This is a genomic window from Mycobacterium sp. IDUB_37, assembly GCF_055419245.1.
The window spans coordinates 415,368-430,210 of sequence record NZ_JBVAXG010000003.1 but is presented as its reverse complement, the minus strand read 5'-3'; the positions used below and the strand labels follow the sequence as shown (position 1 = coordinate 430,210).

At 63.7% G+C, this 14,843-nt stretch carries 12 protein-coding genes; 4 read left to right on the top strand and 8 right to left on the bottom strand.

What is annotated here, in order from left to right; all coding sequences use genetic code 11:
• Positions 1-104 precede the first annotated feature (104 nt).
• The 7 genes from ACZY1I_RS12645 to ACZY1I_RS12615 all read right to left on the bottom strand — a co-directional run bounded on the left by ACZY1I_RS12645 (position 105) and on the right by ACZY1I_RS12615 (position 11,146).
• Entirely contained in the window at positions 105-1,826 is a 1,722-nt protein-coding gene (locus tag ACZY1I_RS12645; RefSeq protein ID WP_463754739.1) for a PE family protein, read from the bottom strand.
• 188 nt (positions 1,827-2,014) lie between these two features.
• On the bottom strand, positions 2,015-3,658 hold the full coding sequence (locus tag ACZY1I_RS12640) for a PE family protein (protein WP_463754738.1): 1,644 nt from the start codon (positions 3,656-3,658) through the stop codon (positions 2,015-2,017).
• 107 nt (positions 3,659-3,765) lie between these two features.
• Positions 3,766-5,412, bottom strand: coding sequence for a PE family protein (locus ACZY1I_RS12635; protein WP_463754737.1), 1,647 nt, complete (start codon positions 5,410-5,412; stop codon positions 3,766-3,768).
• A gap of 98 nt (positions 5,413-5,510) precedes the next feature.
• Positions 5,511-7,151 carry a PE family protein gene (locus ACZY1I_RS12630; protein ID WP_463754736.1) on the bottom strand — a complete coding sequence of 547 codons (1,641 nt, stop codon included), beginning with the start codon at positions 7,149-7,151 and terminating at the stop codon, positions 5,511-5,513.
• 219 nt (positions 7,152-7,370) lie between these two features.
• A complete protein-coding gene (locus tag ACZY1I_RS12625; protein ID WP_463754735.1) occupies positions 7,371-9,014 on the bottom strand; it encodes a PE family protein in 1,644 nt (547 codons plus the stop codon).
• 85 nt (positions 9,015-9,099) lie between these two features.
• Positions 9,100-9,933, bottom strand: coding sequence for a tyrosine-protein phosphatase (locus ACZY1I_RS12620; protein WP_463754734.1), 834 nt, complete (start codon positions 9,931-9,933; stop codon positions 9,100-9,102).
• Positions 9,926-11,146 (bottom strand): acyl-CoA dehydrogenase family protein, encoded by a 1,221-nt coding sequence (locus ACZY1I_RS12615; RefSeq protein ID WP_463755110.1) that lies wholly within the window; start codon positions 11,144-11,146, stop codon positions 9,926-9,928. The genes ACZY1I_RS12620 and ACZY1I_RS12615 overlap by 8 nt, the downstream gene beginning before the upstream one ends.
• 36 nt (positions 11,147-11,182) lie before the next feature.
• Between ACZY1I_RS12615 and ACZY1I_RS12610 the strand changes: the two genes are divergently transcribed.
• The 4 genes from ACZY1I_RS12610 (at position 11,183) to ACZY1I_RS12595 (ending at position 14,602) form a co-directional block, all read left to right on the top strand.
• A complete protein-coding gene (locus tag ACZY1I_RS12610; protein WP_463754733.1) occupies positions 11,183-11,644 on the top strand; it encodes a nuclear transport factor 2 family protein in 462 nt (153 codons plus the stop codon).
• A 107-nt stretch (positions 11,645-11,751) separates the two neighbouring features.
• Positions 11,752-12,852, top strand: a complete 1,101-nt coding sequence (locus tag ACZY1I_RS12605; protein ID WP_463754732.1) for a Re/Si-specific NAD(P)(+) transhydrogenase subunit alpha — start codon at positions 11,752-11,754, stop codon at positions 12,850-12,852.
• Between the two features lie 2 nt (positions 12,853-12,854).
• The gene (locus tag ACZY1I_RS12600; RefSeq protein ID WP_463754731.1) at positions 12,855-13,181 is read left to right on the top strand and encodes an NAD(P) transhydrogenase subunit alpha part 2; all 327 of its coding nucleotides are present in this window, start codon (positions 12,855-12,857) and stop codon (positions 13,179-13,181) included.
• Positions 13,178-14,602 carry an NAD(P)(+) transhydrogenase (Re/Si-specific) subunit beta gene (locus ACZY1I_RS12595; RefSeq protein ID WP_463754730.1) on the top strand — a complete coding sequence of 475 codons (1,425 nt, stop codon included), beginning with the start codon at positions 13,178-13,180 and terminating at the stop codon, positions 14,600-14,602. Before ACZY1I_RS12600 ends, ACZY1I_RS12595 begins: the two co-directional genes overlap by 4 nt.
• A 9-nt stretch (positions 14,603-14,611) precedes the next feature.
• Here ACZY1I_RS12595 and ACZY1I_RS12590 read toward each other — a convergent pair whose 3' ends face one another.
• Positions 14,612-14,737, bottom strand: a complete 126-nt coding sequence (locus tag ACZY1I_RS12590; RefSeq protein ID WP_155763839.1) for a hypothetical protein — start codon at positions 14,735-14,737, stop codon at positions 14,612-14,614.
• Positions 14,738-14,843: the final 106 nt, after the last annotated feature.

The following is a 14,843-nucleotide window of genomic DNA, read 5'->3' as shown; positions in this document are numbered from 1 at the left end:
TTACTGCTTTGCAATACTTCAGTCAGATTAGACGCTTGCTCAATAGCTTGTACGGGCTTTTACGAAAGCGTAAAAACGTGTCTCAGCCAGACACATCGCGGCGATCATCCGATGCCGAGAATCGCCTCGACCGTGTTGAGCAGGACTATGACCTGGAACCCACCGGCAAGCGTCAGGATTGCTGTGTTCGCGGCCAGCGGAGCGCCGAACGCGTAGGTGAGCCCGCCGGTGACATTGCCGTCGAGCACTTGCTCCACGCCGTCCAGGAACAGGTTGACGTCGTAGGACGGCATCGAGGTGACAACCGCGTTTGCGATGTCCGCCGTCGGCAGCAACACCGCGTACGCGTTCGACGTCGCGCTGGTGATCCCGTTGACGACGGTTGAGTTCGCGGTCTTCAGCGCGTTGATGACGTCGTTGGCCGACGTCGGCGCCGCGGCCAGGACGTTGGTCGCAGCCGTTGAGCCGTTGTGGACGGCCGCCGCGAACGCTGCCGGGAGGCTCTCGGCCGACGGGGTCATCATCGCGCTCATGTCATGCATGAAGGCGTTGCCACCCTGTACGGCTGCGCTACCCAGCATGCCGCCGACCTGGAAGTAGTTGACGTCCGGGAACACCCCGAACGGTGTCGGCACGTTCGCCGGCGACGTCGAGTAGCCGTAGTTCGGGTCGCCGTAGCCCAGATTGACCAGAATCCGCACGCTCGGCTCGAGCAGGCTGTTGAGCGGGCCGCCGATGATCGGCAGGGCCTTTATCGGGGCCATGATCGGCAGGTTCGGGTGGGTGATCATGTAGTAATTGGTCTCGCCCTGGCCGGTCAGGGATTCCGACCCTGCCAAGGTGACTGTGTTGTAACCCGGGGGAAGATTTGCCGGGTCAAGCCGCGGATACATGCCGTGAATCGTCTGGATTCCCAAGAAGGCATTGAGGTCGGAAATAATGTTGAGCGGGTAGCGCGGGAAGTCTGCGAATCCGTCGTACTGCAGCGTGTAGATATTGGTGGGATAGGGCGTGTTCGGCGGCGTCGCACCATAGAAGTCGAGGCCCAGGCTCGGCAGCGTCAATCCGGCGAAGCGCGCGAATAGGCCGCCATTGGGATTCATGGGATTGCCGAGCAGTGTGAAGCCGAGTTCGTTCGGCGCCGGCGCCAAAGCCGGGTTGGCCATCAGGTTTCGCATTTCCAGCGAGGCGATGATCGCGCTCTGTGAATAGCCCAGCACGGAGACGCTGTTTCCGGCAGTGAGGGTGTTCCTGATTGCACTGTCCAGGATCTGGACACCCTGGTCCACCGAGATGTTCAGCGGCAGACTCTTGACCCCGGTGTAGATCGGCTGCAGCCCTTCGGGGGTGAACAGGGCCTGCGCATTGGCCGGCAGCACATTGAAAGCCCGGTTGACATACTGCAGTACCTGGTTCACGTAGGTCGCCGAAGGTATCGGGGTGCCACTGCCGCCGATAATGATGCCGAACTGCACTCCCTGCAACGCGGTCTGCGCCGACGGTCCAGCGGGACCGGCGGCGGCACCCACGCCCAAAAGCGATGCGGCCGTCGCCTCGGCCTGTCCGTAGGCATTCGCACCGGCGCTCACGGCTTGAGCGAACGCGCTGTGGTAGGCCTCGGCCTCCTTGATGAGCGCCTGGTAGTCCTGGCCGAACGCGCCGAACAAATTCGATATCGCCGTCGATACCTCATCGGCAGCGGCAGCCGCCAAACCGGTGGTGGGTCCGGCGGCGGCCGCGCTGGCCTCGGAGACCGCCGACTGGATGCCTGCCAGATTCTCGGCCGCTGCGGTCATCAGTTGCGGTTGCGTCGATAGGTACGACATCGCGTATTCCCTTCAGGGCCCGGGCATTTCGGCAAAATGCCTCTTCTTGCTAGGAGTGCGAAGACGCGGCGGGGCTGAGTCGTCGCAAAGCGTGGCCTTGTCAGACTAGAACGGTCCGACCAAACGCATAGGCATTTCGAATTTTATGTGTGTACAACCTTTGTGGCCGCATTGAGGGCCAGGGCGTGTCACGGGATCAGAGCCTGAATATCGCGAACGTTGCTGCTGACCGCCGACACGACGGTGAGCAGTTCCAAGCCGGCACCGATGGTGACCAGACCGGCAGTGCCGGCGATTGGATATCCGATCGCATTGATCAGGTTGCCCTGCGCCAGTTGCTCGACGAACAATTGCGAAGCGTAGAGCGGCAGACTGGTGCTCAAGCTCAGCGCCATGTCTGCGGTGGGCAACAGGACGGCGTAGTCGGTCGAGATGATCGATGCGGCTGTATTGACGATCCGCTCGGGTGATGGCAGCCGGGTCAGCGTTGTCGCCACGTCGGCCGCGGTCGGTACGACCGGCACGGTAACCGGGCGCGCGGCCATCTCCTGAATCTCGGCGTGGAAGTTGTGCACGCCCTCGTGGCCACTGGCGATCAGGGCATCGGCGATAGCCTGCGGGGGGACATTCGGGAACAAGCCGAACGGGGTCGGGACGTCCGCGTAACCCGTCGAGTAGCCGTAGTTCGGGTCGCCGTAGCCCAGGTTGACGATCACCTTCAGGCTCGGCTGGATCAGTTCCGCCAGCGGTTCGCCGATCACCGGCAGCGCCCGGAGTGGTTGCAGCAGTGGCAGATTCTCGGTGGGAATCATGAAGTACGTGGTGTTGCCGGTGTAGCCCGGGGACGTCGGCAACTGGATGGCCCCGTCGACCTGAGCGGGCGTGAGTTGCGCATAGGTGCCGTGCACGTAGAGGATCCCCGCCATCGCGTTCAGGTTCGACACGATATTGAGCGGGTACCGGGGGAAATCCGCGAAGCCGTCGTACTGAAGCGTGTAGTTGGCGACGGGGTAGATGGTGTCTGAGGGCATCGCGCCGTAGAAGGTCAGGCCGATGCCCGGCAGGGTAACGCCCGGGAATCGAGCGAGCATGCCCCCGTTGGGGGCCATCTCGTTGGCGGTCAGGATGAAGTTGAGTTGCGCGGCCGTCGGTGGGGTCGCGCCGAAGATCGAGGTGCCCGCCGCCAGGTTGCGCATTTCCAAGGCAGCGATTACGGCACTTTGCGAAACGCCGTAGATCGTCACCGACTTTCCGGCGTTGATCTGCTGGTAGATCGCGTTGTCCATGATCGTGATGCCCTGCTGAACCGACGCATCGAACGTCATGCTCCGGACACCGGTGACCGGGTACAACTGCTCGGGCGTCACCAATCGCTGCAATGCGTTGGCGGTACGGATGAAGTTTGCGTTGACCCGAGCGACATTGGACAACGTCGGGATGGGATTCCCGGTGCCGCCGAGCACCAGTGTCACGTCGTTTGCGGCAAACGGCGGAATTGTGGCGAGCGTCGCCTGCGGTGCCGACGGCGCGGGTGCACCCAGCGTGGCGGCGATGGTCGTCTCGGCTGCGGCGTAGGCATTAGCTGCCTGGGTCAGCGACTGCTGGAACTGGGTGTGGAAAGCCTGCAACTGGCTGGCGGCCGCCTGGTAGTCCAGGCCGTAGGCGCCGAAGAGGTCCGCGATGGCGGCCGAAACCTCGTCGCCGGCCGCCGCTGCCAATCCGGATATCTGGCTTGCCGCAGCGGAATTCGCGGTACTCAGCGCGGAGCCCAGTCCCTCGATGTCGGCGGCGGCTACCGCCAGTGTCTGCGGCTCAGCAACTACGTACGACACCCACATCACCCTTTACTCGAGCCCCGGCAACCGCGCGAATTGACGCGGACAACAATATCGGGACGGAGCCGGCTGTCTTAGGTTTCGCGCCGGTGATTAACCGGCGGTCAGGCTACGAGGCTCTGGATGTCTTTGAGGTTGTTGGCGAGTGCCTCAATGACCGTGAGGGCATAAACCGAACCCGCGACCGTGCCCAATCCGACGTCGGCCGCAATCGGGTATCCGATCGCGTTGAGTAGGTTGCCCTGCGCGAGTTGCTGGACGAAGAGCTGCGCGTTGTACAAGGGCACCGAGGTGACCAGGCCGGTGGCGATGTCCGCAGCGGGGAGCAGCACGGCGTAGTCGGTCGAGATGATCGAGGCGGCCACGTTCACGACCTTCTCCGGCGACGGGAGCGTGAGTGTTCCACCCGTCGGCGGGCTCGGGGCAGTGAGCGTCGGCAGTCCTGGCGGCTGTGCCATCAGCTGCGACATATCGGCGGAGAAGTTCTGGATTCCTTGCTGGGTCCCCGCGGACAGGGCGTTGAGGACGGTGCCCGGAGCGACCTCCGGGAACAGGCCGAACGGAGTCGGCTGGTCCGCGTAGCTCGTGGAGTAGCCGTGATACGGGTCGCCGTAGCCCAGATTGACCAGGACCTTCAAGTCCGGCTCGATCAGGTTGGCCAGGGGGTTGCCGATCACGGGTATCGCACGCAGCGGTTGCAGCAGTGGCAGATGCTCGGTGGGAATCACGTAGTAGCTCGTGACGCCGTTGTAGCCCGGCGACGTCGGCAACTGGATTGCGCTGTTCACATGGTCGAGCGTCAGGCTGAAATAGGTGGGGTGCACGAAGACGATGCCCGCAACCGCATTGAGGTCGGCCAGCAGGTTGATCGGGTACTTCGGGAAGTCCGCGAAGCCGTCGTATTCCAGCGTGTAGTTGGCGGTCGGGTAGATCGTGTTCGACGGAGTCGAACCATAGAAGTCCAGCCCGAGGCTGGGCATGGACAGGCCGGGGAAGCGGGAAAGCAGGCCACCATTGGGATTCATCTCGTTGCCGGTCAGCACGAAATTGAGCTGGCTCGCCAGCGGCGCATTGGCTCCCATGGCCGCCAGGTTTTGCATTTCCAGCGACGCCATCACCGCGCTCTGCGAGACGCCGAAAACCGTCACCGTTTTACCGGCGGCGATCTGGCTCATGATCGATTGGTGCATGATCTGCACGCCCTCGTCGACCGACTGGGTGAAGTACAGGCTCCGGACACCGGTCAGCGGATACAACTGCTCAGGTGTGTTGATTCCCAACGGGTTCAACAGCGTCCCGGCGCGGATGTAGAGACTCTCCGCACCATCGATCAGCTTTTGCGTCGGTATCGGAACCCCGGTCCCGCCGAAGATCAACTGGACTTGGTTCGCCGTGAACGGCGGCAGTGTCACCGCGGCGGGTGCGGCCTGTGCGGCGGGCGCTCCGAGGGTGTTCTGCAAGGCCGCAACGCCGGCGGCCTCGGCCAGGCCGTAGGCATTTCCGGCAGCGGCAAGCGACTGCTGGAATTTGCCTTGAAATGCCGCCGCCTGGTTGAGCACCGACTGGTATTCCAGGCCGTAGCCGCCGAACAGATTCGCGATGGCCGCCGAGACTTCGTCACCTGCCGCCGCCAACACCGTCGACGTCGGCCCGGCCGCAGCGGCACTGGCTGCACCGATCGAAGAACCGATTCCCTCGATGTCCGCGACGGCTGCCGCCAACGCCTGTGACTCAGCCAGCAAAAATGACATCGGCACGATTCCTTCCCAAGACCCTCTACGACAACTTGCGCAAGCGTAGACGGATCTTGTTGTGCTGTCCGGCGTTTAACGCCAACGGCACAAACCGGTCAGGGAATGAGCGACTGAATCACCTGGATGTTCTGCTCGATGGCCTTCGAGAAGACCAGGAACTGGACGATGCCCGCGACGGTGGCCAGACCCACGTCGGCCGCGATGGGATACCCGATGGCATTGATCAGGTTGCCCTGCGCGAGTTGGGATACGAACAACTGGGCGTCGTACAGGGGCAGCGTGGTGCCGAACGCGACCAGGGTGTCCGTCAGCGGAAGCAGGGTGGCGTAGTCGGTCGATGCGATGGTCGCGACCGCGTTCACGATCTTCTCCGGTCCCGGCAGCGCGGACAACTTGGTGACCACGTCCGCGGCCGTCGGCGTTGCGAAGACCGGCAAGTCCCTCGTCGGGTGTGCAGACAGTGCGGTCAACTCGGTGTTGAAGTCGTGCAGACCTTGAGTGCCTGCTCCGCTGAACGCCTCGACGAGGGTGGTGGGGGCGACCTCGGGGAACAAGCCGAAGGTGGTTTGCACGTCCGCGTAGCTCGTCGAGTAACCGTGGTAGGGATCGCCGTAACCCAAATTGACGATAACTTCCAAGCTGGGCTCGATCAGGGCTGCCAGTGGCTTTCCAATGAAAGGAAGCGCGCGCACCGGTGCCAGCAGCGGCAACTCTTCGGTTTCGATCATGTAGTAACTGGTGTTGCCGGTGTAACCGGGTGACGTCTGCAACGTGATGGCGTTATTGATCTGGGTGGGCGTCAAATTCAAATACTTGGTGTGCACGGTGGCGATACCGAGGACGGCATTGAGGTCGGAGACGAAGTTGAGCGGATACCGTGGGAAGTCGGCGAAACCGTCGTATTCCTGGGTGTAAATGGCCACTTCGTATGGCGTGTTGGAAGGGGTGGCGCCGTAGAACGTCAGGCCCAGGGTGGGCAGCGTCAAGTTCGGGAAACGCGAGAGTAGCCCGCCGTTGGGGTTCATCTCGTTGCCGACCAGCACGAAGTTGAGGTCGCCCACCGGAATTGGGTTGCCCATGGCCGCGAGTTGCTGCATGTAGAGCGAGGCGATGATCGCGCTTTGTGAGTAACCGAAAACGGTAACGGAATTGCCGATGCCTAATTGGCCCTGAACGTAATTGTTAAGTATCTGAATACCCTCGACCACCGACTGGTTCAGCGTCAGACTCCGGACGCCGGTAATCGGATACAACTCTTCGGGCGTGTAGAGAATATCGGTAAGCGCGGTCACCGTTCGGATGTAGAGGTTATTCGCGGCGGTGGCATACTCCGGCGGCGGTATCGGCACACCGGTCGGGCCGATGTAGACGACCACGTCAAGGGCGTTGAAGGGAACAGAGGCTGCCGTCGCGGCGGCGGTCGGCGCGGCCAGCGCTCCCTGCAGGGCCGCCGTAGCCGCGACCTCGGTCTGCACGTACGCGTTCGCTGCCGCGGACAGGTTCAGTTGGAATTGGGACTGAAATGCCTCGATCTGGCTGGACACGGCCTGGAACGCTTGGCCATGCGCGCCAAAAAGATTCGCGATTGCCGCCGAGACTTCGTCCGCGGCCGCAGCCAGCACGCCGGATGTGGGCGCTGCCGCGGCGGCGGTTGCGTCGGCCACCGATGTGCCGATGCTTTGGATGTCCGCGGCCGCCGCGGTAAAGAACTGTGGCTGGGCAAACAAAGTCGACATTGGCCTGACCCCCGTGATTCAGCATTCTTCCAACCCGAACGGATCGTCAGCGTATGACAATGGCAAGCATCTTGTCTGCCGTTTTCGCAATTCGGCTGAAGTTCGCCGAATCGGACAACCTTCGAGAGCCTATTGAAGTTTTGTCCAATAAAGGAGTGCGTACTGAAATACGCGTGGCGGGTTGACGTTGCAACGGCCGAAGTGGTAGAAGCCGCTTTGTCAGAAACTCAAGCTCTGCAAGTCCTGCGAGATTTCTGCCGCAGCTTCCACCAGCGCAATCAATTCGATCATCCCGGCTAGGGCTCCCAGGCCGGCGGTGGCGGCGAGCGGAAGTTCGATTGCCCCCCTAATGTGGCCCTGCACAAGCTGGCTGAGGAAAAGGTCCAGATCGTAGGCAGGCATGGTGGTGACAAAGGCCGTGGCGAGATCTGCCGTCGGAAGCAGCACTGAATAGCCGGTCGAGACGACCGAGCCCAGCGTGTTGGCGATGTTGACCGGCGTTGCGGGTATCCCGGGCGGCGCCGCGGGTGTGTGCTGTTGGGTCAGCGGTGGGAACGCCGGCGGTTGGATCTTCGGTGCAGTGGTCAGCGCGGTGGGTGTGACCGCCAAGAAATCGTTGATGCCCTTCTGGGTTCCGGCGACCAGCGCGCCGGCGACGATGTCCGAGCCCACCTCCGGGAACAGCCCGAACGGGGTGGGCACGTTCGCGGGGCTGGTCGAATAGCCGTAGTTCGGGTCGCCGTAGCCGAGGTTGATGAAAGCCCGCAGGTCCGGCTCGATCAGCGCCGCAATGGGGTGTCCGATGACCGGGATGGCCCGCAGGGGAGCCAGTAGCGGCAACTCCGGTGTTCTGATCATGTAGTAGGTACTCGACGTGGGCCCCTGTGTCGGCAGCTGGACGGCCGACGCGACCTGGTCCGGCGTCAGGTACGCATATGTGGTGTGCACGGTGACAATGCCGAAAATGGCGTTGAGGTCGGCAAGCACATTGAGCGGGTACCGCGGAAAGTCGGCGAAACCGTCGTATTCGAGGGTGTATGTCGTCGTCTGGTATGGGCCGTCCGGAGTGGCGCCGTAGAACGGCAGGCCGATGGTAGAGATGTTCAGCCCCGGTATGCGGGCCAGGATGCCGCCGTTGGGGTTCATCTCATTGCCGGTCAGGATGAAACCGAGCTGGCTCGGGTCCGGAGCATTCGGACCTAGTGAAATGTAATGCTCCATCAAAAGCGAAGAGATAATGGCGCTCTGGGAATAGCCGAAAACCGTGACGTGATTTCCGGCATTGATTTGACCCCAGACGGCGGTGTCCAGGATTTGCAGACCTTGCTGCACCGAGGGCGCCAATTCCAGTGACTTGACACCGGTGATCGGGTAAAGCTGCTCGGGTGTGAACAGCGATGAGACCACCACGCCGGGTGGCAGGAAAAGATTCTGAATGGCGGCCAGGTAGGTCGGCGTCGGTATCGGCATTCCGGTGCCACCCATGACGATCGCCGTGTTCTGGGCGAACACTGCGGGCACGACGGGCGGTGACGTCGGTTCGAAGAGTCCAGTCGTCGCGCCCTGGATCAGGGTCGCAGTATTGATCGATTCGGCGTTCCCGTAGTAGTCCACCGCGGCGGTCAGCCTGAAGACGAACCCGTCGTACAACGATGCGAGTTGTGTGCTGGCCGACTGGAATTGCTGCCCGTGCCCGCCGAAGAAGTCGGCGATCGCCGCCGACACCTCGTCCGCAGCGGCGGACATGATCGTCGTTGTCGGAGTGGCCGCCGCCGCGGCCGCATCGCCGATCGTTGAACCGATTCCCGACAACTGCGTGGCAGCCGCGGCCAGCGCCGGCGGTTGCGCAACTAGGTATGACAATGCTGCCCCTCTAAGACTTGCCCCGTTGGCTAAGCCGGTTTCGTATCCGTTGAGGGTAAAGCCATTTCGCGAAGCTGTCCCGCCGTTAGTGGCTGAGCAGGGCGCCGCGCAGTTGCTCGACGCTGTCCTCCGTGATCCCCGCGTCTCGTAGGTAGGCGTCCAGCGATCCGAACGACTCGTCGATGGTCTGCCAGGCTGCGGCCAGGTATTCGGCGCGGACGCCGAGAACACCGTCGGAGAGTCGGGCTTTGGTGAACGTCTCGACCTCGGGAGTCAGCTCGACGTCGGAGCGTTGCTGGATCATGTCGGTGATCCTGTTGCGCAGCTGCGGAACCGCGTCATTGCTACGCAGGTAGTCGGCCACGATGTCGTCGCGGTCAAGTCCCGCCGCTTCCAATACCGTTGCGACCACGAAACCCGTGCGGTCCTTGCCGGCGAAGCAGTGCGTGAGCACCGGACGCCCCGCGGCCAACAGGGTGAACACGCGGTGTACCGCGCGCTGGGCGCCGTTGCGGATGGGGAAGTCGCGATATTCCTCGGTCATGTACTGCACGGCTTTGGCCTCGATGGCCTCGTCGGACTCATCGGTTTCGCCTTCGACCAATAGTCGCTTGAACGCCGTCTCGTGCGGTGCGTCGTCGTCGTCGGCGGCCTGATCGTCGGCGAGGTCGGGAAAGGGCAACAGGTGAACGTCGACGCTATCGGGGACCTGGCCCGGGCCACGCCTATTGACCTCGCGGGTCGAGCGCAGGTCGGCGACGTCAGTGATCCCGAGCCGACGGAGCGCGGCGCGGCCGTCGTCGTCGAGGCTGCTCAACTCACTGGACCGGAACAGCCGTCCGGGCCGCAGCCCCTTGGTCTCGGTCGCGACATCGCGAAAGTTCCACGCACCCGACAGGTTCGCGGAGTTCTCAGCCATGGTTGGTGACCGCCGCAGCGAGTGCGGACTGTTCGCGGCCCAGTTCGCTTCGCGCGATGGTGCGCATATGCACTTCATCGGGACCATCGAAAAGGCGCATCGCCCGGTGCCAGCCGTACAGCCGGGCCAGTGGGAAGTCGTCGCAGATGCCCGCTGCGCCGTGAACCTGAATGGCGCGGTCGATGACGTCGCAGGCCACCTGCGGCGCCACCGCCTTGATCTGCGAGACCAGCAGATGGGCGGCTCGGTTGCCTTGCTGGTCGATGGTCCAGGCCGCCTTCTCGCACAGCAACCGGGCCTGGTCGATCTCGTTGCGGGACTTGGCAACTGCTTGTTGGACCAGACCCTGGTCGGCCAGTGGGCGGCCGAACGCGATCCGGTTGTTGGCCCGGTGCACCAGCAGCGCCAGCGCCCGTTCGGCCCCACCGAGGGCGCGCATGCAGTGGTGAATGCGTCCGGGGCCCAGCCGGGCCTGCGCGATCGCGAACCCGGCGCCCTCTTCGCCGAGCAGATTCGTGGCCGGCACCCGGACGTTGTCGTAGATGATCTCGCAGTGGCCGTGCTGGTCCTGCCAGCCGAACACGCCGGTCGAGCGGACAACGTTCACACCCGGGGTGTCCATCGGGACCAGGATCATGGACTGTTGCTGGTGGCTGGCCGCGTCCGGGTTGGTGCGGCCCATCACGATGAGGATCTTGCAGCGCGGGTCCGCCGCACCTGAGGTCCACCATTTACGGCCGTTGATCACGTAGTCGGAGCCGTCGCGCACGATCGAGGTTTCGATGTTGCGGGCGTCGCTGCTGGCCACTGCCGGTTCGGTCATCGAGAAGGCACTGCGGATTTCGCCGTTGAGCAACGGCTCGAGCCAGTCCCTGCGCTGTTGTTCGGTGGCGAACAGGTGCAGGGTCTCGATGTTGCCGGTGTCCGGCGCGGCGCAGTTCAGCGCTTCCGGGGCGAGTTCGAGACTCCAGCCGGTGAGCTCGGCGAGCGGCGAATATTCGAGGTTGGTCAACCCCGACTCGTCCGGCAGGAACAGGTTCCACAGGCCGCGGTCGCGGGCCTTGACCTTGAGTTCCTCGATGACCGGCGGCACGGTGTGGTCGCCCTGGCCGGCCTCGTGGCGGAACTTGTCGTAATCGGCCTCCGCGGGGAAGACGTGCTCCGTCATGAAGTCGGTCAGTCGTTTGTGATAGTCGCTGGCTTTAGCCGACATTGCGAAGTCCATGTCCGCCACGATATGACAACCGTTATGACCGAATCCCGCGCCCCGTTTCCCCCGTTCACGCTGGAATCCGCACAGGAGAAAGTCCAAGCAGCCGAGGACGCCTGGAACACCTGTGACCCCGAGCGTGTGAGTCTGGCGTACACCGTCGACTCGGACTGGCGAAACCGCGCCGAGCACGTCGTCGGTCGGGAGCAAATCGTCGCCTTCCTCACTCGTAAGTGGCAACGTGAGCTCGATTACTCGCTGCGTAAGAGCCTGTGGAGTTTTCACGAAAACCGCATCGCGGTGCGCTTCCAATACGAATGCCATGACCGCGCGGGCCAGTGGTTCCGCAGTTACGGCAATGAGCTGTGGGAATTCACCCCGCAGGGGCTGATGGCGCGCCGTGAGGCCAGCATCAATGACGTTCCGATTACCGAATCGGAGCGACGCATCTTCGGCCCGCGGCCGGTCGAGGAGCACGGCCAGGAATTCCCACTCTGGTAGCGACGTTTGCGGGACCGCGGGTACTGCCAGGTACGGTGTCTGAGCAATCAAAGCCAGAGCGTCAGCGGGAACTGTACGGAAAAGTACGGAAAGTAGATGTACGCGCCATGACAGATGCGCAGACTGTACTCGTCAAAGTCGGGGTGGTCGCCGAATCCGGAGCCGACGAGCGGCGCGTTGCGCTGGTACCCAAGGCGGTCGCAGCACTGGTCAACAGTGGCGTCGCGGTGGTGGTCGAATCCGGCGCGGGCGAACGGGCCCTACTGCCGGATCACCTTTACACCGAAGCCGGCGCCACCATCGGGGATGCCTGGGCCGCCGACATCGTGGTCAAGGTGGCCCCGCCGAGCACCGAGGAAGTCGGCAAGCTGCACAGCGGTCAAACGTTGATCGGCTTCCTGGCGCCCCGCAACGCCGAGAACTCGATCGGCGCGCTGAAGCAGGCGGGTGTGCAGGCGTTCGCGCTCGAGGCCATCCCGCGAATCTCGCGGGCGCAGGCCATGGACGCGTTGTCGTCGCAGGGCAATGTGTCGGGATACAAGGCCGTGCTGCTCGCTGCGTCGGAGTCCACCCGGTTCTTCCCGATGCTGACGACCGCGGCCGGCACCGTGAAGCCCGCCACCGTGCTGGTGCTGGGCGTCGGCGTGGCCGGCCTGCAGGCGCTGGCGACGGCCAAGCGGCTGGGCGGCCGGACCACCGGCTACGACGTGCGCCCTGAGGTGGCTGACCAGGTCCGCTCGGTGGGTGCCCAGTGGCTGGATGTCGGCATCGATGCGGCCGGTGAGGGTGGGTACGCCCGCGAGCTGACCGACGAGGAGCGCGCGCAGCAGCAGAAGGCGCTGGAAAAGGCGATCAGCGGTTTCGACGTCGTCATCACCACCGCGCTGGTTCCGGGTCGCCCGGCACCCAGGCTGGTGACCGCCGCGGCGGTGGAGGCGATGAAGCCCGGCAGCGTGGTCGTAGACCTGGCCGGCGAGACCGGCGGCAACTGCGAGCTCACCGAGCCCGGCCAGACCGTCGTCAAACACGACGTCACGATCGCGTCCCCGCTCAACCTGCCGGCCACTATGCCCGAGCACGCCAGCGAGCTCTACAGCAAGAACATCACGGCCCTGCTGGACCTGCTGATTTCCGACGGCAAGCTGGCACCCGACTTCGAGGACGAAGTCATCGCGGACTCATGTGTGACCCGCGGGAAGGACGCTTAGGGATGTACGACGAACTATTGGCCAATCTCGCGATCCTGGTGCTGTCCGGGTTCGTCGGGTTCGCGGTGATTTCCAAGGTGCCCAACACGCTGCACACGCCGCTCATGTCGGGCACCAACGCCATCCACGGCATCGTCGTGCTCGGCGCCCTGGTGGTGTTCGGCGAGGTCGAGCACCCGTCGCTGGCGGTACAGATCGTGCTGTTCGTCGCGGTGGTGTTCGGAACCCTGAACGTCATCGGTGGCTTCATCGTCACCGACCGGATGCTGGGCATGTTCAAGGGCAAGAAGAAGGCACTTCCTGCCAAATCTGAAGAGGCTGCTAAATGAACTACCTGGTGATCGGCCTCTACATCATCTCGTTCTCGCTGTTCATCTACGGCTTGATGGGGCTGACCGGACCCAAGACCGCGGTGCGCGGCAACCTGATCGCCGCGGTGGGCATGACGTTGGCCGTAGCGGCCACGTTCATCAAGATCCGGCACACCGAGTCGTGGCTGTTGATCATCGCCGGCCTGGTTGTCGGCATCGTGCTCGGCGTCCCGCCGGCCCGGCTGACCAAGATGACCGCGATGCCGCAGTTGGTCGCGTTCTTTAACGGCGTCGGCGGTGGGACCGTCGCGTTGATCGCGCTCGCGGAGTTCATCGACACCAAGGGCTTTTCGGCGTTCCAACACGGTGAGTCGCCGACCGTGCACATCGTGGTCGCCTCGCTGTTCGCCGCGATCATCGGCTCGATCTCGTTCTGGGGATCGATCATCGCGTTCGGCAAGCTGCAGGAGATCATCGACGGCAAGCCGATTGGTTTTGGGAAGCTGCAGCAGCCGATCAACCTGGTGCTGCTGATTGCGGCCGTTGCGGCTGCCGTGGTGATCGGCCTGGACGCGCATCCCGGCTCAGGTGGGGTCTCGATCTGGTACATGATCGGGCTGCTCGGAGCTGCCGGTGTGCTGGGCCTGATGGTGGTGCTGCCCATCGGTGGCGCCGACATGCCGGTCGTCATCTCACTGCTGAACGCCATGACCGGTGTGTCGGCAGCGGCGGCGGGCCTGGCGCTGAACAACACCGCCATGATCGTGGCGGGCATGATCGTCGGCGCGTCCGGTTCCATCCTGACCAACCTGATGGCCAAGGCGATGAACCGGTCGATCCCGGCGATCGTCGCGGGCGGCTTCGGTGGCGGCGGCGTGGCGCCCAGTGGCGGCGACGGCGGCGACAAGACCGTCAAGGCGACCTCGGCTGCGGATGCGGCGATCCAGATGGCCTACGCCAACCAGGTGATCGTGGTGCCGGGCTACGGCCTGGCGGTCGCCCAGGCGCAGCACGCCGTCAAGGACATGGCCGCGCTCTTGGAAGCCAAGGGCGTCGAGGTCAAGTACGCAATCCACCCGGTCGCAGGCCGGATGCCGGGCCACATGAACGTTCTGCTGGCCGAGGCCGAAGTCGACTATGACGCCATGAAGGACATGGACGACATCAACGACGAGTTCGGCCGCACCGACGTCGCGATCGTCATCGGCGCCAATGACGTCACCAACCCGGCGGCCCGCAACGACGCCTCCAGCCCGATCTACGGCATGCCGATCCTGAACGTGGACAAGGCCAGGTCGGTCATCGTGCTCAAGCGTTCGATGAACTCGGGATTCGCAGGCATCGACAACCCGCTGTTCTACGGCGAGGGCACCAGCATGCTGTTCGGGGATGCGAAAAAGTCGGTGACCGCGGTCGCCGAGGAACTGAAAGCGCTGTAAAAAGGCGGCTTAGACGGGCGGGTAGGCCGGCGGCGGGTAGCCGTTGCCGGACTCGACACCGCGCAGGCCCCAGGTGAGATACCCGAAGAAGAACTCGATTTCGTCGCTGCCGTCGTAGTCCGGACTCGGGTCCATACTCCACCTCTCAACGTCGCGACCGACCCCATCTTCAGGTCTGTCACCGGAGTCTAGTCCTATCCGCGTCGGGGCGACAGGCGCGGTCTTGCCTAAACTGTCCAAC

Excerpts from the sequence above, each read along its gene's own strand:
- ACZY1I_RS12645 (WP_463754739.1), bottom strand. The coding sequence starts at position 1,826 with ATGTCGTACCTATCGACGCAACCGCAACTGATGACCGCAGCGGCCGAG.
- ACZY1I_RS12635 (WP_463754737.1), bottom strand. The coding sequence starts at position 5,412 with ATGTCATTTTTGCTGGCTGAGTCACAGGCGTTGGCGGCAGCCGTCGCG.
- ACZY1I_RS12630 (WP_463754736.1), bottom strand. The coding sequence starts at position 7,151 with ATGTCGACTTTGTTTGCCCAGCCACAGTTCTTTACCGCGGCGGCCGCG.
- ACZY1I_RS12620 (WP_463754734.1), bottom strand. The coding sequence starts at position 9,933 with ATGGCTGAGAACTCCGCGAACCTGTCGGGTGCGTGGAACTTTCGCGAT.
- ACZY1I_RS12615 (WP_463755110.1), bottom strand. The coding sequence starts at position 11,146 with ATGTCGGCTAAAGCCAGCGACTATCACAAACGACTGACCGACTTCATG.
- ACZY1I_RS12610 (WP_463754733.1), top strand. The coding sequence starts at position 11,183 with ATGACCGAATCCCGCGCCCCGTTTCCCCCGTTCACGCTGGAATCCGCA.
- ACZY1I_RS12605 (WP_463754732.1), top strand. The coding sequence starts at position 11,752 with ATGACAGATGCGCAGACTGTACTCGTCAAAGTCGGGGTGGTCGCCGAA.
- ACZY1I_RS12600 (WP_463754731.1), top strand. The coding sequence starts at position 12,855 with ATGTACGACGAACTATTGGCCAATCTCGCGATCCTGGTGCTGTCCGGG.
- ACZY1I_RS12595 (WP_463754730.1), top strand. The coding sequence starts at position 13,178 with ATGAACTACCTGGTGATCGGCCTCTACATCATCTCGTTCTCGCTGTTC.
- ACZY1I_RS12590 (WP_155763839.1), bottom strand. The coding sequence starts at position 14,737 with ATGGACCCGAGTCCGGACTACGACGGCAGCGACGAAATCGAGTTCTTC.